General features: G+C 41.3%; 27 protein-coding genes. 15 read left to right on the top strand and 12 right to left on the bottom strand.

Translation table 11 applies throughout. The annotated features are described in order from the left end of the window. Positions 1–88 precede the first annotated feature (88 nt). From AC1DDK_RS09755 to AC1DDK_RS09735, 5 genes are read left to right on the top strand one after another with little or no spacing between them, the layout of a single operon-like run. On the top strand, positions 89–757 hold the full coding sequence (locus AC1DDK_RS09755; RefSeq protein WP_172663451.1) for an ABC transporter ATP-binding protein: 669 nt from the start codon (positions 89–91) through the stop codon (positions 755–757). 19 nt (positions 758–776) lie between these two features. Next, positions 777–2027 carry an ABC transporter permease gene (locus tag AC1DDK_RS09750; protein ID WP_288880138.1) on the top strand — a complete coding sequence of 417 codons (1251 nt, stop codon included), beginning with the start codon at positions 777–779 and terminating at the stop codon, positions 2025–2027. A gap of 23 nt (positions 2028–2050) precedes the next feature. Then, entirely contained in the window at positions 2051–3178 is a 1128-nt protein-coding gene (locus AC1DDK_RS09745) for an ABC transporter permease (RefSeq protein WP_288880135.1), read from the top strand. Positions 3179–3197: 19 nt separating this feature from the next. Further along, entirely contained in the window at positions 3198–4574 is a 1377-nt protein-coding gene (locus AC1DDK_RS09740; RefSeq protein WP_172663448.1) for a sigma-54-dependent transcriptional regulator, read from the top strand. Then, positions 4558–5853 (top strand): sensor histidine kinase, encoded by a 1296-nt coding sequence (locus tag AC1DDK_RS09735; RefSeq protein WP_337714980.1) that lies wholly within the window; start codon positions 4558–4560, stop codon positions 5851–5853. Before AC1DDK_RS09740 ends, AC1DDK_RS09735 begins: the two co-directional genes overlap by 17 nt. Positions 5854–5904: 51 nt before the next feature. On the opposite strand, the gene AC1DDK_RS09730 is transcribed toward AC1DDK_RS09735, so the two are convergent. Both AC1DDK_RS09730 and AC1DDK_RS09725 read right to left on the bottom strand, forming a co-directional pair. Further along, positions 5905–8343: a bifunctional YncE family protein/alkaline phosphatase family protein gene (locus tag AC1DDK_RS09730; RefSeq protein WP_337714978.1), complete on the bottom strand. Its 2439-nt coding sequence runs from the start codon at positions 8341–8343 to the stop codon at positions 5905–5907. Between the two features lie 19 nt (positions 8344–8362). Next, positions 8363–9205: a hypothetical protein gene (locus AC1DDK_RS09725; RefSeq protein WP_337714976.1), complete on the bottom strand. Its 843-nt coding sequence runs from the start codon at positions 9203–9205 to the stop codon at positions 8363–8365. A 362-nt stretch (positions 9206–9567) separates the two neighbouring features. On the opposite strand from AC1DDK_RS09725, the gene AC1DDK_RS09720 reads away from it, so the two are divergent. The 4 genes from AC1DDK_RS09720 (at position 9568) to AC1DDK_RS09705 (ending at position 14808) form a co-directional block, all read left to right on the top strand. After that, positions 9568–10173, top strand: a complete 606-nt coding sequence (locus tag AC1DDK_RS09720; RefSeq protein WP_172663444.1) for an RNA polymerase sigma factor — start codon at positions 9568–9570, stop codon at positions 10171–10173. 70 nt (positions 10174–10243) lie between these two features. Continuing rightward, positions 10244–11227: a FecR family protein gene (locus tag AC1DDK_RS09715; RefSeq protein ID WP_172663443.1), complete on the top strand. Its 984-nt coding sequence runs from the start codon at positions 10244–10246 to the stop codon at positions 11225–11227. Positions 11228–11364: 137 nt separating this feature from the next. Continuing rightward, on the top strand, positions 11365–14007 hold the full coding sequence (locus tag AC1DDK_RS09710; protein ID WP_337714974.1) for a TonB-dependent receptor: 2643 nt from the start codon (positions 11365–11367) through the stop codon (positions 14005–14007). Positions 14008–14010: 3 nt separating this feature from the next. Beyond that, positions 14011–14808 carry a DUF4249 domain-containing protein gene (locus AC1DDK_RS09705; protein WP_337714972.1) on the top strand — a complete coding sequence of 266 codons (798 nt, stop codon included), beginning with the start codon at positions 14011–14013 and terminating at the stop codon, positions 14806–14808. A 140-nt stretch (positions 14809–14948) separates the two neighbouring features. Here AC1DDK_RS09705 and AC1DDK_RS09700 read toward each other — a convergent pair whose 3' ends face one another. From AC1DDK_RS09700 to AC1DDK_RS09665, 8 genes are all read right to left on the bottom strand, one after another. Continuing rightward, positions 14949–15383 carry a DUF1810 domain-containing protein gene (locus AC1DDK_RS09700; RefSeq protein WP_172663440.1) on the bottom strand — a complete coding sequence of 145 codons (435 nt, stop codon included), beginning with the start codon at positions 15381–15383 and terminating at the stop codon, positions 14949–14951. Positions 15384–15546: 163 nt separating this feature from the next. Then, a complete protein-coding gene (locus tag AC1DDK_RS09695; protein WP_337714969.1) occupies positions 15547–15729 on the bottom strand; it encodes a hypothetical protein in 183 nt (60 codons plus the stop codon). 383 nt (positions 15730–16112) lie between these two features. Further along, complete coding sequence (locus AC1DDK_RS09690) at positions 16113–16544, bottom strand: DoxX family protein (protein ID WP_337714968.1); 432 nt, start codon at positions 16542–16544, stop codon at positions 16113–16115. A 57-nt stretch (positions 16545–16601) separates the two neighbouring features. Further along, positions 16602–17192, bottom strand: a complete 591-nt coding sequence (gene pncA, locus AC1DDK_RS09685) for a bifunctional nicotinamidase/pyrazinamidase (RefSeq protein ID WP_337714966.1) — start codon at positions 17190–17192, stop codon at positions 16602–16604. Positions 17193–17353: 161 nt separating this feature from the next. Then, complete coding sequence (locus AC1DDK_RS09680) at positions 17354–17911, bottom strand: NADPH-dependent FMN reductase (RefSeq protein ID WP_337714964.1); 558 nt, start codon at positions 17909–17911, stop codon at positions 17354–17356. A 75-nt stretch (positions 17912–17986) separates the two neighbouring features. Then, on the bottom strand, positions 17987–18550 hold the full coding sequence (locus tag AC1DDK_RS09675; protein ID WP_172663435.1) for a type 1 glutamine amidotransferase domain-containing protein: 564 nt from the start codon (positions 18548–18550) through the stop codon (positions 17987–17989). A 639-nt stretch (positions 18551–19189) separates the two neighbouring features. Beyond that, on the bottom strand, positions 19190–19366 hold the full coding sequence (locus AC1DDK_RS09670) for a hypothetical protein (RefSeq protein ID WP_172663434.1): 177 nt from the start codon (positions 19364–19366) through the stop codon (positions 19190–19192). Between the two features lie 261 nt (positions 19367–19627). Next, positions 19628–20449: an alpha/beta fold hydrolase gene (locus AC1DDK_RS09665; RefSeq protein WP_337714962.1), complete on the bottom strand. Its 822-nt coding sequence runs from the start codon at positions 20447–20449 to the stop codon at positions 19628–19630. 451 nt (positions 20450–20900) lie between these two features. Here AC1DDK_RS09665 and AC1DDK_RS09660 point away from each other — a divergent pair, with 451 nt between their 5' ends. Both AC1DDK_RS09660 and AC1DDK_RS09655 read left to right on the top strand, forming a co-directional pair. Further along, positions 20901–21344, top strand: coding sequence for a GNAT family N-acetyltransferase (locus tag AC1DDK_RS09660; RefSeq protein ID WP_172663432.1), 444 nt, complete (start codon positions 20901–20903; stop codon positions 21342–21344). A gap of 263 nt (positions 21345–21607) precedes the next feature. Next, positions 21608–22171, top strand: coding sequence for a T6SS immunity protein Tdi1 domain-containing protein (locus AC1DDK_RS09655; protein ID WP_337714960.1), 564 nt, complete (start codon positions 21608–21610; stop codon positions 22169–22171). Between the two features lie 206 nt (positions 22172–22377). Here AC1DDK_RS09655 and AC1DDK_RS09650 read toward each other — a convergent pair whose 3' ends face one another. Then, complete coding sequence (locus AC1DDK_RS09650) at positions 22378–22740, bottom strand: hypothetical protein (RefSeq protein WP_288880101.1); 363 nt, start codon at positions 22738–22740, stop codon at positions 22378–22380. A gap of 210 nt (positions 22741–22950) precedes the next feature. Here AC1DDK_RS09650 and AC1DDK_RS09645 point away from each other — a divergent pair, with 210 nt between their 5' ends. From AC1DDK_RS09645 to AC1DDK_RS09635, 3 genes are all read left to right on the top strand, one after another. After that, on the top strand, positions 22951–23241 hold the full coding sequence (locus AC1DDK_RS09645) for a hypothetical protein (RefSeq protein WP_172663429.1): 291 nt from the start codon (positions 22951–22953) through the stop codon (positions 23239–23241). Positions 23242–23282: 41 nt separating this feature from the next. Next, positions 23283–23474: a hypothetical protein gene (locus AC1DDK_RS09640; RefSeq protein ID WP_337714958.1), complete on the top strand. Its 192-nt coding sequence runs from the start codon at positions 23283–23285 to the stop codon at positions 23472–23474. 148 nt (positions 23475–23622) lie between these two features. Further along, entirely contained in the window at positions 23623–23880 is a 258-nt protein-coding gene (locus AC1DDK_RS09635; RefSeq protein WP_477612079.1) for a hypothetical protein, read from the top strand. A gap of 93 nt (positions 23881–23973) precedes the next feature. Here the strand turns inward: AC1DDK_RS09635 and AC1DDK_RS09630 are convergent, their stop codons facing one another. Continuing rightward, positions 23974–24159, bottom strand: coding sequence for a hypothetical protein (locus tag AC1DDK_RS09630; RefSeq protein ID WP_172663426.1), 186 nt, complete (start codon positions 24157–24159; stop codon positions 23974–23976). An 820-nt stretch (positions 24160–24979) separates the two neighbouring features. On the opposite strand from AC1DDK_RS09630, the gene AC1DDK_RS09625 reads away from it, so the two are divergent. Further along, on the top strand, positions 24980–25513 hold the full coding sequence (locus tag AC1DDK_RS09625) for a DUF2911 domain-containing protein (protein ID WP_172663425.1): 534 nt from the start codon (positions 24980–24982) through the stop codon (positions 25511–25513). The last annotated feature ends 134 nt before the right edge of the window (positions 25514–25647 follow it).

Below are 25647 nucleotides of genomic sequence, written 5' to 3'. Positions count from 1 at the left end.
GGTAACTTTTAGACCACCAGGAGCGGAGCTTCAATTTCTCGTCACGGAATGTAAAATCCTATAATAACAATTATTAACTCAAATCGAAATGATACAATTATCAAACATAGAAAAAGTTTACCGTACCAAAACTATCGAAACCACTGCCCTGAACCACATTAATCTTAACATTAACAAAGGGGAATTTGTAGCCATTATGGGCCCTTCTGGCTGCGGCAAAAGTACTTTACTCAACATAATGGGACTATTGGATACGCCCACTGCCGGATCCATTGCAATTGCCAATCAGCCTGTCACTTCTCTCAGCCGCAAACGCCTGGCAACCTTCCGAAATCTTAAGCTGGGTTTTATTTTTCAGAGTTATCACCTGATCAATGACCTTTCGGTTATAGACAATGTGGAGCTACCACTTTTATACCGCAAGGGTATTTCAGGTACTGAAAGGCGCAAAAGAGCTTTAGTCGCTTTGGAGAAAGTAGGATTAAGTGCCCGCACCAAGCACTACCCCAATCAGCTTTCGGGTGGACAGCGTCAGCGCGTGGCCATTGCCCGTGCTATTATTGGGGATCCCGAAATCCTGCTTGCAGATGAGCCAACCGGGAACCTCGACAGTGCTATGGGAGAAGAGGTGATGAACTTAATGCTTCATCTGAATAAAATTGATGGTACAACAATCGTTATGGTCACTCACGATGAGCAGATGGCAAAAAAAACACAGCGGATCATTCACTTTTTTGACGGCCAGCAAGTCAGTTAATCTGTATAACCTAGAAATCATGTTAAAAAATTATATAAAACTCACTTTTAAAGTTATGCTTCGCAAGAAGTATTATACCGCGCTGACCCTCGTGGGCATTAGCCTGACCCTTATGGTCATCACGGTATTCGCATCCTTTCTGGATCAGATTGTGAGTGCGAATCCGCCGGAAATTCATCGGGAAAGAACGCTGATCCTTGATAAAGTATCTGTTTATAAGGGGGATAAAAAGACAGATGCGGCACCTAGCATCAGCTTCCTTCAAAAAAATATACGAGCTTTGCAAAGCACTGAGACCATTTCCTACTTTACGACCAGAGAGTTTATTTCGTTCCTAAATGGAAAAACTGCGGGTCATATCCTTAAGTTTACCGATGAAAATTTCTGGAAGATCACGGATTTTGAATTTTTGGAAGGAAAACCCTTTAATATTATCGAGGTCAGAAAAGGTGCCCGGGTTGCCGTGATCAGTGAAAAAACAAAAGCATACTTTTTTAAGGACGGCGCTGCCCTGGGGAAGACCTTTCCGATACAAGGAATAGCTTACCAAGTGATTGGTGTAGTAAAGCCCGCAACGCCCTTCAGCAGAATTTATTCCGATGTTTATGTTCCTTACACCACTGATGTGAATACCCAGCGAACAGAAAAAGCGCTGGAAGGCACTTATAATGCGCTGCTGTTAGCAAAGACGAACGACCTGAAAAAGGTGCGTGCCGAGCTAAGAGGGATTCTAAAAAAAGCGAATCTGGTTTCGGGTGCAGATTCGGTAAAAGTGCATGCATTCACCGCTTTGGAACAATTTGCGAAAAGCAGCTCCTTTAACGATGATGAACCTGAATATGGGAAAACCGCGATTGTAATTAGTATTGTGCTGATCCTTTTTATGCTGATCCCGGCAATCAGTCTGGTGAATATTAATGTCACCAGGATTGGAGAACGGGCAGAGGAAATCGGTATCCGTAAGTCGTTCGGTGCAACTTCCGGTACCCTTGTGGGGCAACTGGTAACAGAAAACATCATCATTACCTTAATTGGTGGATTGATCGGCCTAGGCTTATCCATTTACGCCTCACAGTTGCTGGTACAGTTTATCAACACCTTTGATCCGCTATTCAAAATGCCGACCGATAGTTTTATCATCAGCTGGCGGGTGTTTGGTTTCTGTCTTTTTAGCTGTCTGTTACTTGGATTGGTCTCGGGGATTTATCCCGCCTGGAAAATGTCGCGAATGGATGTTATTTACGCATTGAAAGGAGGAAACAGCTTATGATTTTGCATTTGTTTAAAATGATAATGAACAGGAAAAAAGCGAATTTCTTCCTGTTACTACAACTATTTGTCACCTTTACCGCGCTTTTTCTTTGTTTGGGTTTGAATTTGAAAAAATTAGGTAACTATTTCAGACCATTGGGTTATCAGTACGAAGATTCCTGGTTGGTGGTACTCGATTTTCAACACCTGCCGGAGGAAAAGAAATTGGAGTTCAGCAGGCTAATCCAGCAGAAGCTTCAGGCTGTTAAAGAAATCGAGTTGGTAAGTGCCACTCAGGTAATTCCTTTTCAACAATGGGGTAATGAAGAAAAGATCACCTATAACAAACAAACCAGCAAGGCTCTGGGATTTGAGGTAGATGAGAATTATTCAACGGTACTCGGCATTAAACTAGTCGAAGGTCGATGGTTTACGGCAAAAGACTATGTGTTAAATGCCATTCCGGTGGTCCTCACTGAAGATTTAGCGGAACGGGATTTCAAACAGGGGAGCCCGATCGGAAAAACGATCCTGATTGGCGACAGGCCGGCCCTGATCGTCGGGGTATCGGAAGCGGTCAGAGAGAACACCGGAGCTGATCTGAACCCGGGATTTTTTATCCCATTGAAAACTGCTGCAACAAGTTATTTGCTTAAATCAAAAAACACGGATAATTTCCAGTTGCTGGAGGATCAGATCAGGAAAACCATCAACTCGGTTGGCATTTCGGAAATTCTGATCAGGCAGAATATTTCTTTAACGCTGGTCAAAAAATATGCACAGAAAACAGATTACATTCAGTTGAGTATTACCTTGCTGGTATTTGCATTTTTGCTGATCAATGTTTTCCTGGGAATCTCTGGCGTATTTAGTTATAACCTGTCAAAACGCAAAGCAGAAGTTGGCCTGCGGGTGACCATGGGGGCAAGCCCGGCTGATATATTGCAGCAATTTCTCCTGGAATCCATAGTGCTGACTACCTTAGGTATTTTACCGGGCTTGCTAATTGCGATTCAGATGTTAATTATGCAATATTTAGACGCCTATTATGGAACTTTAAGTATTTTGGGGGCTGCATTGTTTTTGTATTTGCTGATGTTGAGTTGCGCTTTCTATCCAAGTTTAAAAGCAGCCAGGCTGAATCCTTCGGATGCATTACATGAAGAATAAACTAATTTAATTTGTTCCTATGATTTTGATTATTGATGATGATATTGCTGTATGTGCTTCCCTAAACCTGTTGTTAAAACAGAATGGGTTTAAATCCATCAAGGCAAATGGTCCCGAAGAGGCACTCAAGCACCTTAAAGAAAAGCCAGTAGATGCGGTATTGTTGGATATGAACTTTTCTATGGAAACTACAGGGGAAGATGGGCTGGCTATGCTGCAGCAGATCAAAAAATCAAGACCACTGCTGCCAGTTATTTTAATGACCGGATGGGGATCGATTAAACTGGCAGTGGAGGGCATGAAAGCCGGGGCAGCAGATTTTATCAATAAACCCTGGGACAACGAACATTTAATGCGGGCATTAAGAACAGCACTGGATTTATCAATTGAATTGGATACGCCAGGGGCAATGACGCGTAAGAAGCTGAATGAAAAATATGGTTTTGAGAATATTGTTGGTGAAGATCCACAACTTTTGGAGGTATTACAGACCATTGCAAGGGTCAGTAGCACTGATGCCTCAGTACTCATTATTGGAGAGAGTGGCACTGGGAAAGAACTCGTAGCGGAAGCCATTCATGAAAACAGTTCCCGCAGAAATAAAGCATTTGTAAAAGTAAATCTTGGAGGAATTTCTTCCAGCTTATTTGAAAGTGAGATGTTTGGTCATAAACGTGGCGCCTTTACGGATGCGCGCACCGACAGAGTAGGTCGGTTTGAACTGGCCGATAAAGGCACCATTTTCTTAGATGAAATAGGTGACCTGGATTTAAACAGCCAGGTAAAGCTGCTGAGAGTATTACAGGACCGCAAGTATGAGGTGTTGGGTGACAGCAGGACCCGGTCCGTTGACCTTAGGGTAGTCTGTGCCACCAACCGCGATCTAAGGGAAATGATCTCTGCTGCAAAATTTAGGGAGGACTTGTATTACCGCATCAACCTGATCATTATCCGTTTGCCACCGCTTCGGGAACGTACAGAAGATATTCCGATTTTGGCCAATTATTTCTTGAAAAACCTTAAAGAAATTTATCAGCGGCCGAAGCTTCAGATAGATAGAAAAACCTATAACTGGTTAAAATCACTTCCGCTGCCGGGTAATATCCGAGAACTTAAAAACCTGATTGAACGTACTGTATTGCTCAGCGAAGGGGATTACTTGTATATAAAGGATTTTGAGCAACACCTGGAAGCCCAACGATTACCAAATGCCTCGCTGACGTTACCTGCTGTGGGAACTTTATCAATTGATGAAATGGAACTTTCCATGATCAGGAATGCAATGGCTTTTCATCAAAATAATATTAGCAGAGTGGCCAAAGCACTGGGTTTAAGCAGGGGCACGCTATACCGTAAACTGGAGAAATACAACATCCCTTATGAAGCTCAAAACTAAAGTTTTATTGGTGGCACTTGTTGTTCATGCGGTATTTATCTACCTGCTTACGGAACTATATGCGGCAAGCAGAACTGCTTTCCTGATCGGGGAGGGCATGCTTTTTGTTTCGCTGATCTTTTCTTATTGGTTGTATCGTTCGATCAGCCAGACGTTTGATACCATCTCCTCGGGAATAGAAACGCTGAAAGACAAGGATTTTAGTGCCAGATTGAACCAGATTGGACATCCCGAGATGGATGAATTGATCGATGTGTATAACATGATGATCGGACAATTAAGACATGAGCGCCTGCTTCAGGCGGAGAAAAGTTCCTTCTTAGGAAAACTTATTGAAGCCTCTCCTTCGGGGATCATTATATTTGAGTTTAACGGAATTATTGGGGCAGTGAATCCTGCCGCTACAGAAATATTAGGTCTGCAGCGTGGTGAGATTTTAGGTAAATCATTGAGCCAAATTGGCGGACGACTTGCTGAAGAACTGGTACTGGTAAAAGTGAATGATGCTAAAGTAATTAATCTGAATGGAATAAAATCCTACAAATGCCACAAATCGACCTTCACAGATCTTGGGTATTCACGGACTTTTATTACGATTGAAGAACTTAGTCGCGAGATCTACCTGAAGGAAAAAAATGCTTATGAGAAGGTGATTAAGATGATGTCTCATGAGGTGAACAATTCTATCGGTGCCATCAATTCAATTCTTAACAGCTGCCTAAATTACAAACATCAACTGGATGAAGCTGATCAGGAAGATTATGATGCGGCCCTAAATACTTCCATAGGCCGCAACCATAGCCTGAGTGATCTGATGTCGAATTTTGCCAGGGTTGTGCGTGTTCCTGAACCCGTTAAGCATATTGTTGACCTGATCGCATTGCTTCGCTCAGTTGTGCTCCTTATGGAACCTACTGCCAGAAAAAAAAATGTCAGCTGGCAGTGGGACCTGGATGCATTGGTGCTTGAAACCTTTGCTGATTACCAGCAATTGGAACAGGTCTTCATAAATATTCTGAAAAATGCGATTGAGGCTGTGGACTATTCGGGAACCATACGCATCAAAACTGCTTCACCAGATCAAATGATTTCCATTTCGAACACCGGACCTGGAATCCCAAATGAGGTCAGCCGTCGGCTTTTCTCTCCCTTTTTTAGCACGACCAAAAATGGACAAGGTATTGGATTGATGTTGACAAGGGAAATCCTTTATAACCACAATTTTAAATTTTCTTTGCAAACTATTGGTGAATGGACAGAATTCAAGATCGTGATGTAATTCGAGTTAAACCCGTTAGCTATCTTGAAAAGTAAATAGCTCGCTAGTTTTTTAGTCATCATCATCCTTTTTCTTTTTTTCGAGGATTACAAAAGCACTTCTTTTGGGAGCTGGCATCACTGAATGCTCACCCTTTACAGATTTCCAGACCACCTCATTCAGATCAAGATCAGGAGCAGCATCTTCTTTTGCAAAATTAAACTGCTCAGAACGTCGGCTGCTTTCGTTGTTGGCTACATTGCGGGTGTCCAAATCTATTAAAGGCTGTTTTACCGTATAGGGTTTAAAATCAGGTGTACTTGTAAAGCATTCGAATAATGGAACCGCTGCGGCATCATACTGGCTCATTGGTGGCAGGCCTAAAATCAGTTCCATGGTTCTTAAAAAGCCCGAAGTAGAATACATGGTATGTACTGCTGTATTTCGTTTTACATAAGGTCCTACCACGTAAGCCGGTGAGCGATGGGCGTCTACATGGTCGGGTCCATTTTGCGCATCGTCCTCTAAAATGAAAACAACTGATTCTTTCCAGATCGGACTGTGAGATAGGTGTTCTAAGATGCGCCCAACCGCAAGGTCATTATCTGCAACAGCGGCCTGAGGAGATACCTTGCCTTTTTTCTGTCCACTGGTGTGGTCGTTTGAAATCCTTAGCGTACTGAATTGCGGAACTGCACCGACATTTAATAAAGAATCAAAGTCATGCTGCCAGGCATCAGCTCTCACCTGGTCGGTAATGTCCATATCAAAACCGGGAGATGCAGGGCACATATGCCCTTGAAGTGATTTGATATTCGCTTTGGCATAATCCCCAAACTCTCCATAGCTACGGTAGGTAATACCCGCGCGCTGACAGTAATCCCATATAAATCCATCCTTAGGATACGTTATCGGACGGCCACCCTCATAATTCCCCGTACCTCCCCGGCCTCCATACCCGGTTGGCCAGGATTTCTCAATAACATCAGTAGCATAAGCGGCCATACTCCAGTTGTGCCCGTCGGCACTTACTTCGGCATCTACATAGAAATTATCCAGTAGCACATAGTCTTCTGCAAGCGCATGCTGATTAGGCGTAATCTTTTTGCCAAAAAGTGTTAAGGAAGAATCGCCGTTACCCTGAGGGAGATCGCCCAAAACCTGATCATAGGTTCGGTTTTCCTTAATGATATAAAACACGTGCTTTATGGGGGATTTCTGCCCCTGTTTTCGCGGAATAGGATTTCCGGCCTCTCCATCGGCCAATATTGTTCGTTTGTCGCTAAATGGCGTATTTGCGTAAACTTGAGCTGTATAAGATTTTAATTGCTCTGCTTTAGGTACATCAATAAAAGATAAGGTTCCTTTAAACAGACCGGCGATGTACTGGAGTTTATTATTAGCTGTACCGCCCATCTGATAGCCACTGTTATCCGCTTTTGATATGGGCTGTGGACCTTCCGGATTGGCTAGCGAGGTATTACCTTTGCCATTTGTAACCAGGATCTTTGACCCCAGGGTTTTTACATTGGTCGGGTACCATCCTACGGGTATAAAGCCCAGGCTCTGACTGCTGCCTGGGCGACTGACATCAAAAACTGCAAGGCAATTGTTATCGGCATTGGCAATATAAAGTGTTTTCTCGTTGGTGCTTAAGGCTAGTCCATTGGTTGTGGAGCCTGTTAACTGGGTGGCATAAAGGGTTGTCGCAATGGTTTCACTTACCTTATTGGTTAGGGTATTGATCACCGAAACGGTATTGTCATTCGCATTGGCAACAAATAAAAAGTTACCTTTTTTATTTAAAAGCAATTCATTTGGATGATCTCCGACCAGGACCTGCTGAACAATTTCTTCTGATGCAGTGCTGACGATCGCTACAGCCCGCCCGCCCCATAAAGAGATGTATAACTTATTGCCGTCTGGAGAGAGGAGGCAGCTATATGCAATTGCCGGTAACTGCACTTTTTTCAACACCTTTTTTTCATTAGGATTGATGATGTAAAGGGTGCTGTCTTCTTTGGTTACGGTATATAGCCGCGTATTTGCTTTATTTACGGCAATACCTGCAGGGCTTATTTTTCCCTTCGGCCAAACTGGGCCAAGCTTAATGGTATCGCTTTTCCCCAGTTTATTGTTTTCGATCCGAAAGTCCAGAATCCAGTTATCGTTTCCTCCGGATACATACACATGTTGCTCATCTTTACTGAAAGCCAGTCCATACCAGGATTTGGCCAATACCTGTTCGTCAAGTATGGCTTCAGTTTTAGGATCAATTAGCTGTAGCGACTGTATGCTTTGCCCGTTATTAGTGACTGCAAGGAATTTACCTGTTGAACTTAGTTGCATGTTCAGTGGCAGATCTCCTAAATTGATCGAGCGGCCTGCAGGACTTAATTTCCAGCCATTCGGCAATAAGATCTGACTTGTTTTTTCAATCTTTCCCGGCCATTGTGCCTGAGTCTGGTTGATCACAAATACAAATGCAAAAAATATAATGAATTTTTTCATACTACTATTGAATAAGGTTTTAATGATTGCGCAAGTTGAAGTTAATCAAAGCTCTGATGGTATATCCGTTTCCTGATGCTACCGTGCCAATATCGCGAATGGCTTCTGATGGGATTACCTGGCTTCTGGTTGCATAAAATACCGGTCCACCGGAAAGCGAGAACGATAGTTTTGAATGGGCGGGTTCAAGGTTTATCGCAGGACCGACTAATACTTTGGCACCTCCTTCTGCTTCATCTTTTTCCCAGAATCCTTCCAGATCCTGACCTACGGCTTCAAAACCCACATATAGTCCGCCAGAAATGCGATGCTGGTAACCCAGACTGGTAATAAAATCCAGTTTATCTCTATTACTGTCGAATGCTTTTTCAAACCTTAAATTACCCAGCAAACGCCAATTGATTTGATCAAATGAGGCGGTTATCCTACTGATGGCTGATTTTACGTTTGACCAATCCCGACTTACCCCCAACCCAGCGCCGAGTCTAAAACCACTGAGTTGTGTGCCGCCAATTAAATCCCTAATTACTTCAGCTTGCTCGGCAGAGGTTATCCCACCACGGTTTGCGAAACCGATTGCCGCAGTGGCATATAAAGTGAAACGGTTACCCAAATAGCCTTTTACGCCAAACTGCTGCCCCAGACCATCGTATCCGAACTGTCCTGTCGTCCGTTGCCCATAACTTCCTGAATAATGGATATTCCATCTGGTATTTTGAGGGGTAAGGGTGTTTATGGAAAATAAGAATGGCTGAGTTGAGGTCATTCCAAATGGGTCCCCGGAATTTACGGTATTAATCGTTTGGGCGATGCCCTTGATGATCAGCAATTGAAGGATTGTAAAAAGCAGGATTTTTTTCATTTGTTTTGAACTAGAATTATTTTGTGACTCCAGTAATTTAAAGTCTGGGTAATATTAGGAATGCTGGTTTTGATTAATACCAACTTTAGGTTATTATTGGGTTAATTCTTTGTAACAAATTCTCTACCCTTGATTCTGTTCTTTTTGAAAACTATTGATCTGACTTTTAATGGTTTTTTAGGGTAAAATTTAGGTGTCTTATCAGAAAAGCTCCCAACTGGTCAAAAGAGACAAAAAATATGCAAAAGGGTTTTAAAGTGGTTTGTCATTTGTATTGACCATATGATCGGAAAGTTTTACAGTTGACCCGATTGTTTCCAATTCTAAGAATTTTTATCTAACATTGGGCGCAATAGATTTTTATGCCTACACATCTGCCGGATATCACTGAGGACATTGAACTACTGAAAAAGCTCAGAGAAGGTGATCAGTTGGCTTTTGCGCAAATCTATAACCTGTACAGAAGTAAAATATACCTTTATGCCTGCAACCTTTGTAAGTCTGCGGAGACGGCAGAGGAAGTTGTGCAGGAAGTTTTCATCAGGATCTGGCAGAAAAAAGACCAGATCAACCCTGAACTCAATTTTGATGCCTACATCAGAAAAATTACACTAAACCATGTGCTTAACCACCTCAAAAAAATAGCACGCGACAAGGTGCTGCAGGAAGAGGTGTTAAATTATATGGATGCTATTCGCCACTCAACTGACGACAGCCTCCTGGAGAAAGAGTTACTCAAAACCTATGATGAAGCCATTGCACTTTTGCCGGCACAAAAGAAATTGATCTATCAAATGAGCCGTAATGAAGAGATGACTCATGAACAGATTGCCGAAAGGCTGAATATTTCAAAAAACACGGTTAAAAATCATATGGTTGTTGCTACGAAGTTTATTCGCAGCTATGTCAGCAAACATGGAAGTATCGTTTGTTTTCTGATTGCCTCAAATTATTTTCGTTCCAACTAGTCCTATCATCTTTTTCAGTTGTATTATAATAAACCGGCCGGGTAAGCAGCCTCCGGTAAATTTTTAAACTGTGGAAGAAAAAGTTCAATTTGAATATTTGTATCATCAGTACCTGAACAATCAGTGTACAGCAGAAGAGCTGAAATTGTTTTTCAGGTTGCTTGAGAAAAGTAAAGATGATGAACAGGTAATGACGCTAATGTCGGCAACATGGGATCAAACCGCCATTAGTCCAGAGAAAGGGTTAACCCCTCCATTTCCTGATAAAAAGACCACACATCGACTGATATCAAGTCGCAACAGTTTTGGCATGCAGAGGCTTGCAGGTATTGCTGCAACGTTGTTAATTGTAATAGGAATTTGCTTTTACTGGTCCGATGTGTCTCGGATATTTAATCCTCCGCAGGAATCCAAATCAATCACAACATCAACCGAGCGTAAACAATTTGATTTGTCAGATGGCACCAAAGTGTGGCTAAGTCCCAATAGTAAGCTTAGTTATTCCGACAGATTTGAAGGAACTGAACGTAAAGTATCATTGGAAGGGGAGGCTTTTTTTGAAGTAGCACATGATGTCAAACATCCATTTATCATTAAAAGTGGCCAAATCAATACTACGGTACTTGGCACTGCATTTAATGTAACCGCCTACAAAGAACAACACATAATAAATGTGACCCTTGTGACCGGGAGAGTAACTGTTTCACTTAATGGTTCAAACAGCAGCAAACGAGACACGATATTGGCTAATCAGCGTATCGTGTTTGATAAAATTTCCTCGCGTATTTCAAAAGTGGACTATCCTGATGCTGCTACCTTTATGAATAAACGATTAGGTTTATATGAATACAAAGGAGCAGAAATTCAGGAAGTCAGCAGAGATCTTGAAAATCAGTATAACATAAAAATTAAATTAGATAAGCAGTTATCTGAAGCAATATTTTATGGGAATCTGAACATGTCAGCTCCGCTGGATGAAACATTAAACAAGCTAAGTACCGTTGTGGAAGCTAAATGGCGAAAAGAGGGAGGGCATTATGTGATCCTAAAATAAATGCCCGATTCTGTTATACAGAACCAGGCAAGTATCTGAACTAATTTAAAATGTCCGAGCCTTGAGAACTACAGGACATAAGAAATCAATATTTAATTATAAAGTTATGAATCCATAACTGTCAAACAAACATATCAATGAAAAAACTAGAACCTGTTGGGTTCCTAACCTTTATTGCCGTTGTCTTATTATTTCTGATAGTCCTACAGTCGCGGGCACATGCCCAAAGTCCATTGGATAAAAAGTTAAGTATAAGCTTAAAAAACGAACAACTTAAAAAAGCACTAGATAAAATAACTTCCATTTCCGGTGCAAAATTCACCTTTAATGAACAGATTGCAAGCAGTTCTATTAAGATCAGCATTACCGCCTGGGATAAAAGCCTGAAAGAGATTCTGACATTGGCTTTTGCTGACAAGCCGCTGCAATTCAGTATACTGGATAAAGAAGTATTCATTCGCCTTGATCCCGAAAAAACAAAAAAGGACGAGGCCGGTCCGGCGGCAAATCCGGCACAAAGCAAAGAAAAGTATACACTAAGCGGAACAGTTAAATCGCAAAGTACAGGCGAAACTTTAATTGCCGCAACCATAAGGATCGTGGGCGCTAATTTAGCTACAGCCAGCAATGAATATGGCTTTTATTCCATTACCCTGATAAAGGGTAGCTATGATCTGGAGATTAGCGCTGTCGGCTCAAAAACCTACAGAGTCCGGATTGATTTGAAAGAAAATACGAATCTGAATGCTACCTTAACTGATGATCAGAATTTATTGGAAACGGTTACAATCAATAGTACTTCCGCACAACGAAATATCGGAAATCCGCAAATGGGAATGGAACGATTGAGCATCAGCGAAACTAAATTGGTCCCTGTACTCATGGGAGAGCCGGATTTAATCAAAACCTTGCAGCTATTACCTGGCGTGAAAACTGCCGGAGAGGGAAATGGTGGTATGTTTGTGCGCGGCGGAACGGCAGACCAGAATATGATCTTATTAGATGAAGCGCCAGTATACAACGCCTCCCATTTGCTGGGCTTCTTTTCGACCTTTAATTCTGATGCAATTAAAAATGTAACGCTGTATAAAAGTGGAATGCCGGCTCAATATGGTGGTGGTCTGTCATCAGTTCTGGATGTTAAAATGAATGACGGAAACAATCAAAAGTTGGGGGTAAGCGGGGGAATTGGCCTTATTGCTGCACGATTAAATGTAGAAGGGCCAATTCAAAAGGATAAGTCATCGTTTCTCATCTCTGCCCGCAGGACTTATGCAGACATGTTCCTAAAACTCTCCAGCGATACTTCGATCAACAATACACAGCTTTATTTTTATGATGTTAATGCCAAGGCCAATTATATATTAGGGGATAAAGACCGTTTGTTTTTATCCGGCTATTTTGGAAAGGATGTATTGGCCTCGGATAACCTTTCTGGAATCAACTGGGGTAATGCTACCGCAACCATGCGCTGGAATCATGTTTTTAACAATAAACTATTTTCCAATACCTCGGTAATTTTTAGCAACTACAATTATAAGGTGCAGGCTAATACGGACGAAAATTCACTGACACTCTTCTCGCAGATTCGTGATTGGAATGTTAAGGAGGATATCCAGTGGTATGCTAATGAGCAGAATACGATTAGCTTTGGTTTGAACTCAATATTCCATACCATAAAACCTGGAGAAGTGCAGGCCACAGGAAATTCCGGTTTCATTTCACAGAACCTTCAAAATAGATACTCATTGGAAAACGCAGTCTATGTGAGTAATACCTGGAAGGCCAGTAGTGCGCTTACCCTTACTTATGGATTGAGAGTATCAGCTTTCACCATATTGGGCCCTGGTGACTATTACAGCATCAACCAGGCAGGAGATGTAATCGGCTCAACTGCTTACAAAAGGGGAGAACTGGTAAAAACTTATGTTAATTTAGAACCGCGTTTAGCCGCTGCACTGCAAGTCGGTGAGTGGGCATCGGTTAAAGCATCTTATGTGAGGAATGTGCAAAACCTGCACTTGATTTCTAATTCTAATGCCGCTTCTCCAACCGATAGGTGGGTGGCCAGTACCAACATTATTAAACCTGAATTGAGTGACCAGGTGTCATTGGGTTACTATCGGAACATTGGCTCTGCTTATGAGCTAACGGTCGAAACGTATTACAAGACACTGAAAAATCAGATTGATTACCGCAATGGTGCTGATATATTTACAAACAGACCAATTGAAACGCAGTTGCTGTTTGGCAAGGGGCGTGCTTATGGTATGGAGCTGCTGTTGAAAAAGAAAGCGGGCAGGCTTAGCGGCTGGTTAGGTTACACATTATCAAAAACGGAAAGAAAAATCGATGGCATCAACAACAATCAATGGTATAATGCCCGTCAGGATAAAACTCATGATGTTTCTGTTGTCAGCGTATATAAACTGAGCCAAAAATGGAGTGTTTCTGCAAATTGGGTATATTCTACTGGAAATGCTGTTACTTTTCCAAATGGAAAATACCGATTACTTGGTCAAAGCTATTTTTATTTCTCTGAACGCAATGCAGATCGTATGCCTGCTTATCACCGATTAGACCTGGGTGCTACGCGAATGTTGAAACAGAACAAGAAATTCTCATCTGAACTGAGCTTTAGCTTGTACAATGCCTATGGCAGGAAAAATCCATTCCGCATTACCTTCCAGGATAGTGAGTCAGACCCCAACCGTACCGAGGCAATAAGAACCACCTTATTCCGCTTTATTCCATCCGTATCTTACAATTTTAAATTTTAACTTATGAATTCTATATATCGTTTTCTGTTACTTTCTATGATGGTGTTGCTTTGGTCCTGTGAAGATGCCATAGAGCTGAAACTTAAGGACAATACCCCAAAGTACGTAATTGAGGGTATGATTACCAACGAACCAGGTGTATGTCAGGTGAATGTGAGTCAAACAAAGAATTTTGGTGATGACAACCAGTTTAACGGCATCAGCGGAGCTATTGTTAAGGTTGATAATAATGGCACCTCAGTATTGTTGAACGAGATCAGTAAGGGGATTTATACCACAACCGCGATTAATGGTACTCCTGGTCAAACCTATTTTCTGTCTGTAACCATTCAGGGCGAAATGTTCACCGCATCCAGCACGATGCCTGAGCACGTACCTTTCCTGGATTTTACACTTAAACCAAAGGATTACGATTCAACCCGTACCACGCCGATGGTGAAATTCAAAGATACGCCCGGGGTGGCAAACTACTATTGGTTCCAGCAATATATCAATGATAAAATTCAACGTGAATATAAAGTGCTCAATGATGAATTTACCAGTGGACAGGAAATAAATGAGTATCTGGTCTTTGAAAACACAACCAAAGATCATGGCAAAAATATTGTTAAAGGAGATCGTTTAACAGCGGAAATGCATTGTATTGATGCTTCTGTATACACTTATATGTTTAGCCTCTCCAATGCCAACGGTTCATCCGATGGGGCTGCACCAGCAAATCCGGTTACTAATATCAATGGTGGGGCATTAGGCTTTTTTAGTGCCCATACCGTTCAGCGTAAAACAATTGTTGTTCCATAAATCAGGGAGGGGAAACTTGATATAAACAATAAAGCCTGCTAATCATTGATTTGCAGGCTTTATACAGGTTTTGATACTTTGGCGGAGAATGGGGCATCATCGCTGTCATTTCTGCGATTTTTTAAAAATAGAGACGATTCTTACTTCCTTAGTTGCAGGTTTAATATTTTCAGTGTGATGTGGTCCTTTAAACCGTTATAGAATTTATCAAGTACTTTTTCGAAGACCGGATCTGTAGGTGAAACCGAGGCAAATAGGGTCATGCATGATTTTAGTTTCAGGTCATCCGGACTGCCAAATACTCGATGTGCGTCATTGGTTTTAAGTTCCAGTAAGCTATTGCACATTAAAATGAGTCTAGGTCCTAATGTCCGATGCTGCAGATATTCTTTGGCCTCATCAATGTCTCGAATGGCATAAAATCTCGAAATCTCCGTATAACCAAGCCCCTGGATTTGAGGAAATACATACCACATCCAATGACTGCTTTTCCTGCCGTTTTGAATTTCAGTCAGAGCGGTTTGAAAGACCGATTTTTGTGCTGTAATATATCTTTCCAGGTTATGCTGCTTCATCGTCTAATTTCTTTTCAAATTAGGGTAAAATTTGCTGAATAGCAATAGTTATCCTGATTCCTTGCTGAGATGTGGGGGGCAGTCAGATGGCTCATAAACCCTGCCATATAGGGATAAGACCTGATCAGAAATTCAGGTTTCAGATGCTAAATAAGCACTTTAACTATGCTCTTTTTTTATGGATTTTTAAGGTATCCTGTTTGTCGGGGAACTCAATTGTTTCCGTTTTTCCCCAGTCCCGGTCTTCTCTAAAATCTTCATCAGCATGAAAATAATGAGTGTGCTTGCTTATAGCAGCATTTTTGACTGAATCAAAGGTACTACGTTCTTTTGCTTTAGACTTCATGTTTAAAAATTAGTGGCACATAATCAAATAACATACGCTTATTGAAAAGGTTTGTCATTGGATTTTAATTTATGGATGACATCGTGGTTTTCAAGGTTCTCATCCAGCGCAATTAGATATCGCCTGGTTTATGCCAAAATAATCTAACTTATCTGCATTAGCATTGCTAATTTAATTGCCAATAATTCTAAAAGGTCGATTGGCTGAGTGGAGAGACAGGGTGTGGCAAAGTCTCTTACACCTCGCGTGTTTGCAGAAAATTAAGGGAACATGAACATTGGCAAAGCTCAAAAAGACTGCGCTTTTCTTCAAAGAATAGATGAAAAATTGTTTAATTGAAGGTGTAGCTCAGGTCTCTGTCTGGTTTTAGGTTGCAGCAACGATTAGTTTTTCCGCTCGGGTGCGGTTTGTCGTTTGAGACCACCACTGGACCATAGTGCCCAAATGATGAGCACAGGCTGGAAGAAAAGCCGTGCCAGACGCTTGGTGTCGGTATCCAGCCGGAATGCGTTGCGATGTTCAGTGTACTGGGCAATGTTGCCAGGGAAAACCAGTATATAAAAGATGGCAAGTGCTATGCCGACTTTAATTCTTTGTTTGCGCCAAAAGATCATTGTCACTCCCAGTAAAATCTCCACGATTCCTGAAAGCAGGACGACCAGGTCTTGGTTCATTGGGATCCAGTTTGGTACCTGTGCCTGAAATTCTTCCCGCTGAAAACTTAGATGCCCCAAACCTGCCAATATCATAAATAGGCCCAAGATTATCCGTGCAAGATTTTTTAGATTGGTGGCAGAATGATTTTCTTTTGTCATTGTCGTCAAATAATTTACTGCTCTGTTAACAATCGGCAGGCATGATCGTTCGGGTGATCAAATAACAGTTCCCCCCTTTAGCTGAAAGTCTTTTTTAACACGTTCATATCTTTCCCGGTCTATCGGTTTAGCGGCGCGCGTTATAATACTTGATTTAAAACCTAAGTCTAACGCGTCATTTGCAGTATAATACACACAAAAATCAGCGGCCACTCCGCAAACGGCTACTTCAGTAACGCCTCTTCCTTTAAGGTAATCGGCCATGCCTGTAGATTTTTTTCTGCCATTGTCAAAAAAGCCGCTGTAACTGTCAATTTCTTTATCCACCCCTTTTCTAAAAATAGCCTCAACAGCATTCGTTAAAAGTTCTGGAACCAGTTCTGCGCCCTTTGTTCCCTGTATGCAATGCTCAGGCCATAGTACCTGATTTAATCCGTTTAACGATATTTCTTCAAATGGTATTTTATTTGGGTGGGAAGTAAAGAAACTTTTATGACCCCTTGGATGCCAATCTTGCGTGGCTACTACCAGATCATATTCTGACTGTAAGTCGTTAATGGTTTGGACGATTTCGTCACCATGGTTAACAGCTAAAGCACCTCCGGGTAAAAAATCATACTGCACATCGATAATAATTAGCGCATTCATAGATAAGGATTGATTGTGATTAATTTAATGGGTTTCGGGCATGATGTGTTTGAAAAATTAAAGTTTGAAGGTAATGTAAAATAAGCTTATAGCATAAGAGGGGAATTTACCTTTGTCTATATTCCTCATGGGCGTAATATGAAGGATCAACAAAAATCTTCTTACTTTTTTACATTGCTAGTGATCCAGAGCTGGAAACTATCCATAAATTTCTTTAACAATGCCCTGGTAGATTCATTGGTGAGTATACCCTTATCGTCAAATAAGCTAGCGGCACCCCCGATATAGGCCTCCGGCTGAGCCATAGCAGGAACGTTCAGAAATACAAGGGACTGGCGCAGGTGATGATTTGCCCCAAAGGCCCCAATGTTGCCAGGAGATACGCTGATCACCGCACCAGGTTTTCCATCCCAACAGCTTTTCCCATATGGACGAGAGCCGACATCAAGGGCATTTTTGAGTACTGCGGGAACAGACCTGTTATATTCTGGAGTGACAAAAAGTACTGCGTCAAAAGTTGCCAGGTGTTTACGGAAGGTTGTCCATTGCGAAGGTGGAGCTGTTTCCAGGTCTTCGTTGTAAAGCGGCAGATCGCCGATACTGATAATCTCCAATGTAAGTAAGTCAGGAGCAAGTGCAATGAGTGCATTGGCTGTTTTTCTGTTCCAGGATTCCTTGCGAAGGCTGCCCACCAGAACTGCTGTTTTAAGTTTTGTCATGGTAAATAGTATAGAGTGATATTTCCAGTAATAACACAAAGCGGGACCTTTTAGATACCCGCTTAATTTTATGGGTTAGGAATGTTGCCCTTCATGGACACCCTCTGCAAATTCTTCTACCATCTTGTCATTAAAAGCAGGGAGATCTCTTGGGCTTCGGCTGGTGACCAAACCCGCGTCAACTACAACTTCCTGGTCATACCATTCAGCACCAGCATTCAACAGGTCAATTTTTATGGTTTTTGTTGAAGTCAACTTTCTACCTTCTACAACTTCAGCTGTAATCAGCACTTGCGGGCCGTGACAGATCGCTGCTACTGGTTTTCCAAGGTCAAAAAAAGCTTTTACAAAGTCGACGGCATCCTCATTCTTTCTTAATGCGTCGGGATTTAATACCCCACCGGGAATTACTAATGCATGATAGTCATCAGCATTAGCTTCATTGATTGTCTTGTCTACATCCACTTCAATTGTCCACTGATGGTCGCCCTTCATTGCCTGTATCTTGCCTGATTTAGACGAGATGATATGAACTGTGGCACCTTCTTCTTTTAACCTTTCAACAGGGCTTGTCAATTCTGTTTCTTCAAAACCGTTTTCCGATAAAACGGCTATGGTTCGATTGCTTAATTGTCCCATGATTATTGTTTTAATGTTCAACGTTAGTTTTCTGTTTAATAACTACAATGGTTAATACAGAATGTTTTAGATTTTGTTGTTCCCGCTTTTTGACAGCGTGAAACGAATGATGCTAATGGTTTGTTCTTCTCAAACAGAATTGATATAAATGAATATTACCTAATTTCTCTTGCTGAATAGCATTTCCCTGAAGTGAATCCTGAAAAATCTGTACTTTTCATCGCCAGGAGATTAATAAGCACTGATGTCAACCAGCGCTTATCTCTATATAACAGTGGCCAGGGTGGTTCGGGGTTCGCGACTTGACCCAAGCGTTCTTTATTGAAAAAATCTGTTTCCGTTAAAATAACAATCTAATCTTGCTTATATTCTTATTTAGTTCAACTCGCGTTTCCTACCCACAATTAAGCCGCTTTTAATATTAAAAACCGGAGAAGCTCCAGTACGTTTAAGCACCGGCCGGCTCCTGTTTTTTTCAAATTGCTTAATCGCCAGTTGGTTCATGGAAAATCGCTCTTAACTTATTTTCAGCTTCCATGTTTAAAAACGCTGAAAGTCTAAGAAGACAAAAAAAGGTGTTCTGACCTGAACACCTTTTTACAGCTAATAGAATATTTACCCGAAAACGCAAAAAGTATTTTAATGACCTTCTCGTTTACGTTGATTGTCTTTATTGGAAGTCTGGTCTGACCTCTGACCTCCGCCATTGGTAATTCCCTGTTGCTTTTTGTCGTCTTTGGCATTGTGATACATTCGATCTGAAGTAGGTTTGCCCTGTTCCGAACTGCTATGCCTTGCATCTTGTCTGTTCTTCATTGTTCTAAATTTAGGTTAATAAATTAAGCTTGATACATTAGCCTTCAGTTATATAACGATCACACTTTAGAATTGTTTTAATAAACAGGACATTAACACACTTGGCTATTTTGAAAATCTCATCTGGTAGGGAAAGTTAATCTTATTCATGAGTGTTGCTTTAACAATCGGCTCATTACCAATAAAAAAAAGCTGTCAAATTAAGTTATGACAGCTTTTCTGGGTTGCGGAATGTGCTAATTTCCAGTTATTGAAATCTGTTTAAGATTGAATAAAAGCCAGAAGATCTTTGTTGATAGTGGGTGCCTCAGTAGCCGGCATGCCATGAGGAAAACCAGGATATGAAATCAATTTCCCGTTTTTTAGTAATTTGATGGCTTTTGCTCCCGAGATAGGAAATGGAACGATCTGGTCATCTTCTCCATGCAAAACCAGTACCGGAATATCCACACTTTTAAGGTCCTCTGTGAAGTCTGTTTCTGAAAATGCCTTAATACCACCATGATGTGCTTTTACGCTTCCCATCATTCCCTGTCTCCACCAATTATCCCTGATGCCCTGCGATATTTTGGCACCTTCACGGTTATAGCCGTAAAAGGGGATGGTGAAGTCCTGGAAATATTGTGCCCTGTTAAATGCGGTACCCTGACGTATTTCGTCAAATACAGCCATCGGTACACCATCGGGATTGTTTTCTGTCTGCAACATTAATGGTGTTACCGCGCTGATAAGTACAACTTTAGCGACGCGGTTTTTCCCCAGGTTTGCAGCGTAATGAATCGCTTCGCCGCCGCCTGTTGAGTGGCCGATATGTATAGCATCCCTCAAATCGAGCGCCTCGGTAAGGGCTGCGACATCTGCTGCATAAGTATCCATATCGTGTCCACCGGAAACCTGACTTGATCTCCCATGCCCCCTGCGGTCATGGGCGATTACTCTGTATCCTTTTTGCAGAAAGAACATCATCTGCGCGTCCCAGTCGTCGCCTGATAGTGGCCAGCCATGATGGAATACCAGTGGTTGACCTGTTCCCCAATCTTTGTAATAAATTTCAGTTCCGTCTTTTGTGATAATCTTAGCCATAATTTTAGTTTTTAAGTTGTGCTTTTCGTTGATAAATCAAAGCTCTAAAATTTTTGTGGCCATTGAGTTGATGTAGGATAAGAAATTTTGATTTCGTTGCAATAAAATAGGATTAGACACACAAAAATTAAGGAAACAAAATCTCCACTAATAACACAGGGTATTTGACTTGTCACTACAAATTAAACTTCTGTGCATTCAGCAAGAAACGAATAGACTGTCCAAAAATATTTGAAAGGAACACGGCTGTTTTTTATATTTGCAGCGAACATCTTATTTATAATGTACGCAGCCGGATTTCATAATTCTCCGACAACACCGGAAAATAAATATAAAAACCACCTTAAATGACAAAATTCATGAAAGGGATACGCTGGTTGACTGCCTGATGAGACAGGTCATGTAAAAGGGCGTAGTAAAAATTTTTGACCTGTAATTGAAAACCTGCTTTATGATTTTTAGAACCGCGAAACTTTCAGATATTAAACAGATGCAGGTAGTACGGCATCTGGTGAAAGAGAATACTTTGAGCAATCCCGATCTTGTTCCTGATAAAGATGTGGCGTATTACATTTCCGAAAGAGGTAAGGGGTGGGTTTGTGAGGTGGATGGTAGGGTTGTGGGTTTTTCAATTATTGACCTGTTGGAAAAGAGTGTCTGGGCATTGTTTGTAGATCCGGAGTTTGCAGAAAAAGGGATTGGAAAGGAATTGCATCGACTAATGATCGATTGGTATTTTCAGCAGACTAAGGACAAGGTAGTTTTAGGGACAGCACCGAATACACGTGCAGAACGATTCTATCCACTTCAAGGCTGGACTCAGGTCGGAAGCTATTCCAATGGCGAAACTAAATTTGAATTGACTTACCAACGCTGGATTCATCGTGCTTTATAAAAAATGTTTAGCGAATCATTTATTCGTTTAGTCAGCGTAAGGCGTGCACACATTTGCCGTACCATCCTTAGTATTGTTACCCTGGATGGGTTTATCTTTCCCGTACTCCGCCTTAGCTGCCCTGCAAAACGTTTTTAAGCATAACCCTTGATATTTCATGAAGTTTTCAGAATATTTGTTGAAAGCGATGTTTGTTATTTCCCTTCTTTAGTAGTAAACCTCTTGTTGGAATGGTTCATCTGATTAAAACAACCCTTCGGCCTATGTTTGATATATTTTTTGAAAAATACCCGAACTATTCGATTGTACTAAAGGCAACAGGCGATGTATCGGATAAGTACGAGGGCAAACTGCCTCCTCAGCTTATTGACTTTTGGAATAGCTATGGGTTTGGAATCTTTATGAATGGCTATCTGAAGTTGATTAATCCGTTAGAGTTTCAACCTGTGTTTGATGAAGCCTATGACAATACGGATGTCGAAATCGTTTTTGGGGTTACTGCCCTTGGAGATTTCCTGACCTGGACAGGTGATGCGATCCGGGCAGTATATTTTAGAAATGGCAAGGATTCCATTATAGAAAGTGGGGATGACATGGAATGGTTTTTTGATATGGATTTAGCGGATGAGGGCTTTTTAAGGGCTAATTTGAGCGACCATAATTACCTCACCGCCAAGGAAAACCATGGAGCCCTGCAATACGACGAATGTTTTGGGTATGTGCCTTTGCTTAGTTTAGGTGGGCAGGAAAAAGTGGAGCATCTTCAGAAAGTAAAAATAAAAGAACATATTGCTATCATTGCCCAAAGTTTTGGCAAGATCAAGTAAGGTAAAGGATGTTTTTTTGATGAAGCATACATCGCTATGCGAAACTTTCGATAGTGGATCTTTGGACAGGTCTTAACCTGATGCCTATTATTAATTTGGGGTTCATGGGAAAGAGCAATTCCGCGACCTGTTCAGCGCCGACTGCAGGAAATTAAGGTAATGCACAAGGCAATGGCAATGTCCCCAACAGTGCCTCAGCAAAATAATCAATCTTTTTTCCCTTCAGGGTGTTTAAAATAGCTTTCCAGCACCGATATGAGTTCAGGTGATGCTTCTTTTGTACTACGTCTGTCCAGAGTATGTTGAGCTGAGTTGTACTTTTCAATAAAGGTGGCCTGGGTGCCATTGAATTTCAAAAATCCCTGCTCAAAATACCTTTCTTCGATTTCTCCAGAGGAATCCATCGTATGGAACCAAAGCTTCATCAGTGCGCCCGTTTGTTTATCGAAATAAAGCCAATGACAAGTTTCAGTATAGCTTGCGTTTTCTGGAAGATCCAAACGCTTGATCTCCGCAATCATTAGGCGGGCATTTTCAAAAAAATAAAGGATTTGGAATTTGGAAGACATTACCCAAAATTACCGTTTTGCTAGAAATACTGACCTATTTTTTTTCATTTTGTAATTTCGATAGATTTCCGCTTTGCAGTCCAGTAGATTTTCCTCTCATCAGCTCAAGTGGGCATCAAAGCATAAAATAAAACGCAGGATCAATGGCTCCTGAAATATTAAAACCATAAGTGTTTAAGATTGTTGTATTTACACCTAAACATTTTCACTATGAATATCCAGGAAAACCTCAAAAATAGTCAGGACGCTAACGTTAATAATGATGCCGCTCATGCGAGCCTTAAATCCTCTTCCGTACAGCCACTGAAAACCAGGGATAACAAGCGTAAGCATAATATTAATGCTAAGATGAGCATATCTCGAATGCAGGAAGAAGGACAGAAAGACAAAGCAGACCAACTGAAAGATCAGACAGGCGTGCAGGAGAATGGCAAAGAAGACGATGCCATGAACTATAAAAGCGATCGGGAAAATGGGGCTTACAATTCTAAAAACATTTAGGTGTTATCGATTTATAGGATTCTAATTAATAGCTATTTATTATGGAAAAGCAAATTCGAGATCAGCAGTCAAAGGAGCTGGAAGAGAAACGTAAAAAACAAGGTTTATCTGACTTTGAAGACAGTAAAGTTAACAGCCCTAGCGAATCGAAAACAGATACGGATGACGATAGCCCACCAGCTGATGCACTTGCTCCGTTCAGACGTATGGGTGAGCCAGGCTCAAGGAAATAGCGCTTCAGTGTGATGATAAAATTATTTGTCGTTTACGCCGACAGCTGGTAAATCTGTTCGAAGATTCGGGGCAATAGCAATCCACGATTGCTATTGCCATGATCTGAATATCAAGTATCTTTATTTTGTGATGAAAAAACTTAATTAAATGGGAAATATTGAAGAAGGATGGGAGCCATTTGAGGTTCAGGTGATCATTGAAGGGGAGCTGAGACCACTACTTGTAGTTCCTGATTTGGAAGAGCCTAAATATGCCATTTTCGACCAGCATACCACCCTGGGTGTGATGTGGCAGGAGTTGGGTGGAAGTGGCAAAAGCTGGTGCGGTGAAGGAATGGCTGTTGAAGCTTTACTCGAGCATCTTGGAGAGCAAATCGAAAATTACCTGCAGAACAAGCCTATATAGCATCCCAGAAAAGCCCAGAAAAACAGTACAGTTTAAGGCTTAGTTAATTTGTTGCTTGCCCCGGTAACTCTCATTTCCTGGAAGTTTTTTCAGTTAGCACCACATCCGCCATACAGGTGAACCATCGCTGACGAGTTCTTGGTTGATCAGCTCCCAAAGATCATGTTCATTTACTGGATTTTTAATCGAGTCAAACTGTTCATCTTCTGTTTCCTTTAAAGATACTGAAAGTACACCAGCTCCTGGAGCCGGCGCTTGATCATTGTTTAGTAATTTCATCTGTTGATTGTTTAATTAGTTAACACCTTTACGGTAAGAAAGTTTCGAATAACTGACTACATCCAAAGTTCCGGCAGCTTTCATTTGACATGCCTATAATGCAAAGGATTGCCAGACGGTTGACCAGCAGATCTGTGCCGATGAAACTGAAGAAGCGGATACATAGGAAGCATATACTTGTAGAAATCGAGGGATTTGAAGAGTTAAAAATCCGGAAGAAAATCTTTTAGTCTGCAGAAAGGAGCATGATGGTTATCCCGTAAGAATTGGATATACGCTAACAGCATATTATTACAGAAATCCTAGAGTGGGGGATTTGTACCTAAGCGCAAAAAAAAAACGTCTTATTTCGTGTCTGAGTTTTTCGACAAGAAAATATGTAGGAGGTTTTTTAACACTTTTTTATGAATCATTCATTTCGGGTCAAAATTGTCGCCTGAGCGACTGCCGGGCGTTACCAAAAATTGCGTGGTCGAATTACAAATATAGGCGACGAATTTTATTTATATCTGACATCCCTGAGCATAGCATTTCGTCGGGCTTAAAAACAAGCTTCTCTCAATCACTAAAAGGCTTTTCACGAGTTTCTCCAGTATGCAGATCAAATCAGCATTCCTGAGGTCATAATATGGTTCTTTCCCAATTTTGGACTGTCAGATGAGGCCGCGTTCTGCGAAAGAGGTGGCCTCATATGGAATAATACCCAGTCTATGCCGGGTTTTTTGTTTTTCCATGATTAGGTTAATTGAAGGTGTATTTAGGACAAATGACAGTCGAATGAAAATTTGTTATATTAGTAGCAATCAAAAAATTAAATGTTATGAAAAAAATATTTGTACTGTCTCTAATTGTGACTTTGTTTACTTCAGCAACTTTATTTGCTCAGGACAAACCAAAAGAAGATAAAAGTAAACGCCCGAGTCCGCCTGCAATCGCTAAAGGAACAACTAAATCAGGCACAGCAATCACGATCGATTACAGCGCACCTTCGGTAAAAGGCCGTACTGTAGGTAAAGAAATCGCACCATTTGACGGTAAAGTTTGGCGAACCGGAGCAAACGAGGCCACTATTTTTGAAGTGGGTAAAGATGTGACCATTGACGGAAAAGCTTTGCCAGCCGGAAAGTACTCATTGCACTCGATTCCTGGCGCGCAGGACTGGGTGTGGATTTTTAACAAGACCGCAAACCCGGCGGGTCCCTATGAATACAAGGAAGCAGCTGACGTCATTCGCGTAAATGCCAAAACTGGAAAAGCAAAAAGCTTCGTGGAAAAAATGACTTTTACCATCGATAAATCAGGTAAGGTTGTTTTAGAATGGGGCAATATTTCAGTGCCGTTTACTGTAAAATAAAATTTAACGTTTTTCGCCTGCCTGCTGTAAATGATTAGGCAGGCGGTCAGAAGTATAAGGATGGGAGGCGTCATAAACGTGATTGGCGCCTTTTATTTTATAGACCTTTTGCCCTGATTTGTCTTTGTGCCAGC

The organism is Pedobacter sp. 05T44 (assembly GCF_056395985.1).
Note: the sequence above shows the minus strand (reverse complement) of the source record. Positions and strands in the feature narration are given on the sequence as shown.

Bases quoted from the DNA above. Each gene is read 5' to 3' on its own strand.
- AC1DDK_RS09630 (WP_172663426.1), bottom strand. From the start codon at position 24,159: ATGAAATTACTAAACAATGATCAAGCGCCGGCTCCAGGAGCTGGTGTA.
- AC1DDK_RS09670 (WP_172663434.1), bottom strand. From the start codon at position 19,366: ATGAAGAACAGACAAGATGCAAGGCATAGCAGTTCGGAACAGGGCAAA.
- AC1DDK_RS09710 (WP_337714974.1), top strand. From the start codon at position 11,365: ATGAAAAAACTAGAACCTGTTGGGTTCCTAACCTTTATTGCCGTTGTC.
- AC1DDK_RS09645 (WP_172663429.1), top strand. From the start codon at position 22,951: ATGAATATCCAGGAAAACCTCAAAAATAGTCAGGACGCTAACGTTAAT.
- pncA (WP_337714966.1), bottom strand. From the start codon at position 17,192: ATGAATGCGCTAATTATTATCGATGTGCAGTATGATTTTTTACCCGGA.
- AC1DDK_RS09700 (WP_172663440.1), bottom strand. From the start codon at position 15,383: ATGAAGCAGCATAACCTGGAAAGATATATTACAGCACAAAAATCGGTC.
- AC1DDK_RS09665 (WP_337714962.1), bottom strand. From the start codon at position 20,449: ATGGCTAAGATTATCACAAAAGACGGAACTGAAATTTATTACAAAGAT.
- AC1DDK_RS09690 (WP_337714968.1), bottom strand. From the start codon at position 16,544: ATGACAAAAGAAAATCATTCTGCCACCAATCTAAAAAATCTTGCACGG.
- AC1DDK_RS09725 (WP_337714976.1), bottom strand. From the start codon at position 9,205: ATGAAAAAAATCCTGCTTTTTACAATCCTTCAATTGCTGATCATCAAG.
- AC1DDK_RS09650 (WP_288880101.1), bottom strand. From the start codon at position 22,740: ATGTCTTCCAAATTCCAAATCCTTTATTTTTTTGAAAATGCCCGCCTA.
- AC1DDK_RS09640 (WP_337714958.1), top strand. From the start codon at position 23,283: ATGGAAAAGCAAATTCGAGATCAGCAGTCAAAGGAGCTGGAAGAGAAA.
- AC1DDK_RS09720 (WP_172663444.1), top strand. From the start codon at position 9,568: ATGCCTACACATCTGCCGGATATCACTGAGGACATTGAACTACTGAAA.
- AC1DDK_RS09625 (WP_172663425.1), top strand. From the start codon at position 24,980: ATGAAAAAAATATTTGTACTGTCTCTAATTGTGACTTTGTTTACTTCA.
- AC1DDK_RS09755 (WP_172663451.1), top strand. From the start codon at position 89: ATGATACAATTATCAAACATAGAAAAAGTTTACCGTACCAAAACTATC.
- AC1DDK_RS09695 (WP_337714969.1), bottom strand. From the start codon at position 15,729: ATGAAGTCTAAAGCAAAAGAACGTAGTACCTTTGATTCAGTCAAAAAT.
- AC1DDK_RS09680 (WP_337714964.1), bottom strand. From the start codon at position 17,911: ATGACAAAACTTAAAACAGCAGTTCTGGTGGGCAGCCTTCGCAAGGAA.
- AC1DDK_RS09675 (WP_172663435.1), bottom strand. From the start codon at position 18,550: ATGGGACAATTAAGCAATCGAACCATAGCCGTTTTATCGGAAAACGGT.
- AC1DDK_RS09730 (WP_337714978.1), bottom strand. From the start codon at position 8,343: ATGAAAAAATTCATTATATTTTTTGCATTTGTATTTGTGATCAACCAG.
- AC1DDK_RS09740 (WP_172663448.1), top strand. From the start codon at position 3,198: ATGATTTTGATTATTGATGATGATATTGCTGTATGTGCTTCCCTAAAC.
- AC1DDK_RS09705 (WP_337714972.1), top strand. From the start codon at position 14,011: ATGAATTCTATATATCGTTTTCTGTTACTTTCTATGATGGTGTTGCTT.
- AC1DDK_RS09735 (WP_337714980.1), top strand. From the start codon at position 4,558: ATGAAGCTCAAAACTAAAGTTTTATTGGTGGCACTTGTTGTTCATGCG.
- AC1DDK_RS09660 (WP_172663432.1), top strand. From the start codon at position 20,901: ATGATTTTTAGAACCGCGAAACTTTCAGATATTAAACAGATGCAGGTA.
- AC1DDK_RS09750 (WP_288880138.1), top strand. From the start codon at position 777: ATGTTAAAAAATTATATAAAACTCACTTTTAAAGTTATGCTTCGCAAG.
- AC1DDK_RS09745 (WP_288880135.1), top strand. From the start codon at position 2,051: ATGAACAGGAAAAAAGCGAATTTCTTCCTGTTACTACAACTATTTGTC.
- AC1DDK_RS09655 (WP_337714960.1), top strand. From the start codon at position 21,608: ATGTTTGATATATTTTTTGAAAAATACCCGAACTATTCGATTGTACTA.
- AC1DDK_RS09635 (WP_477612079.1), top strand. From the start codon at position 23,623: ATGGGAAATATTGAAGAAGGATGGGAGCCATTTGAGGTTCAGGTGATC.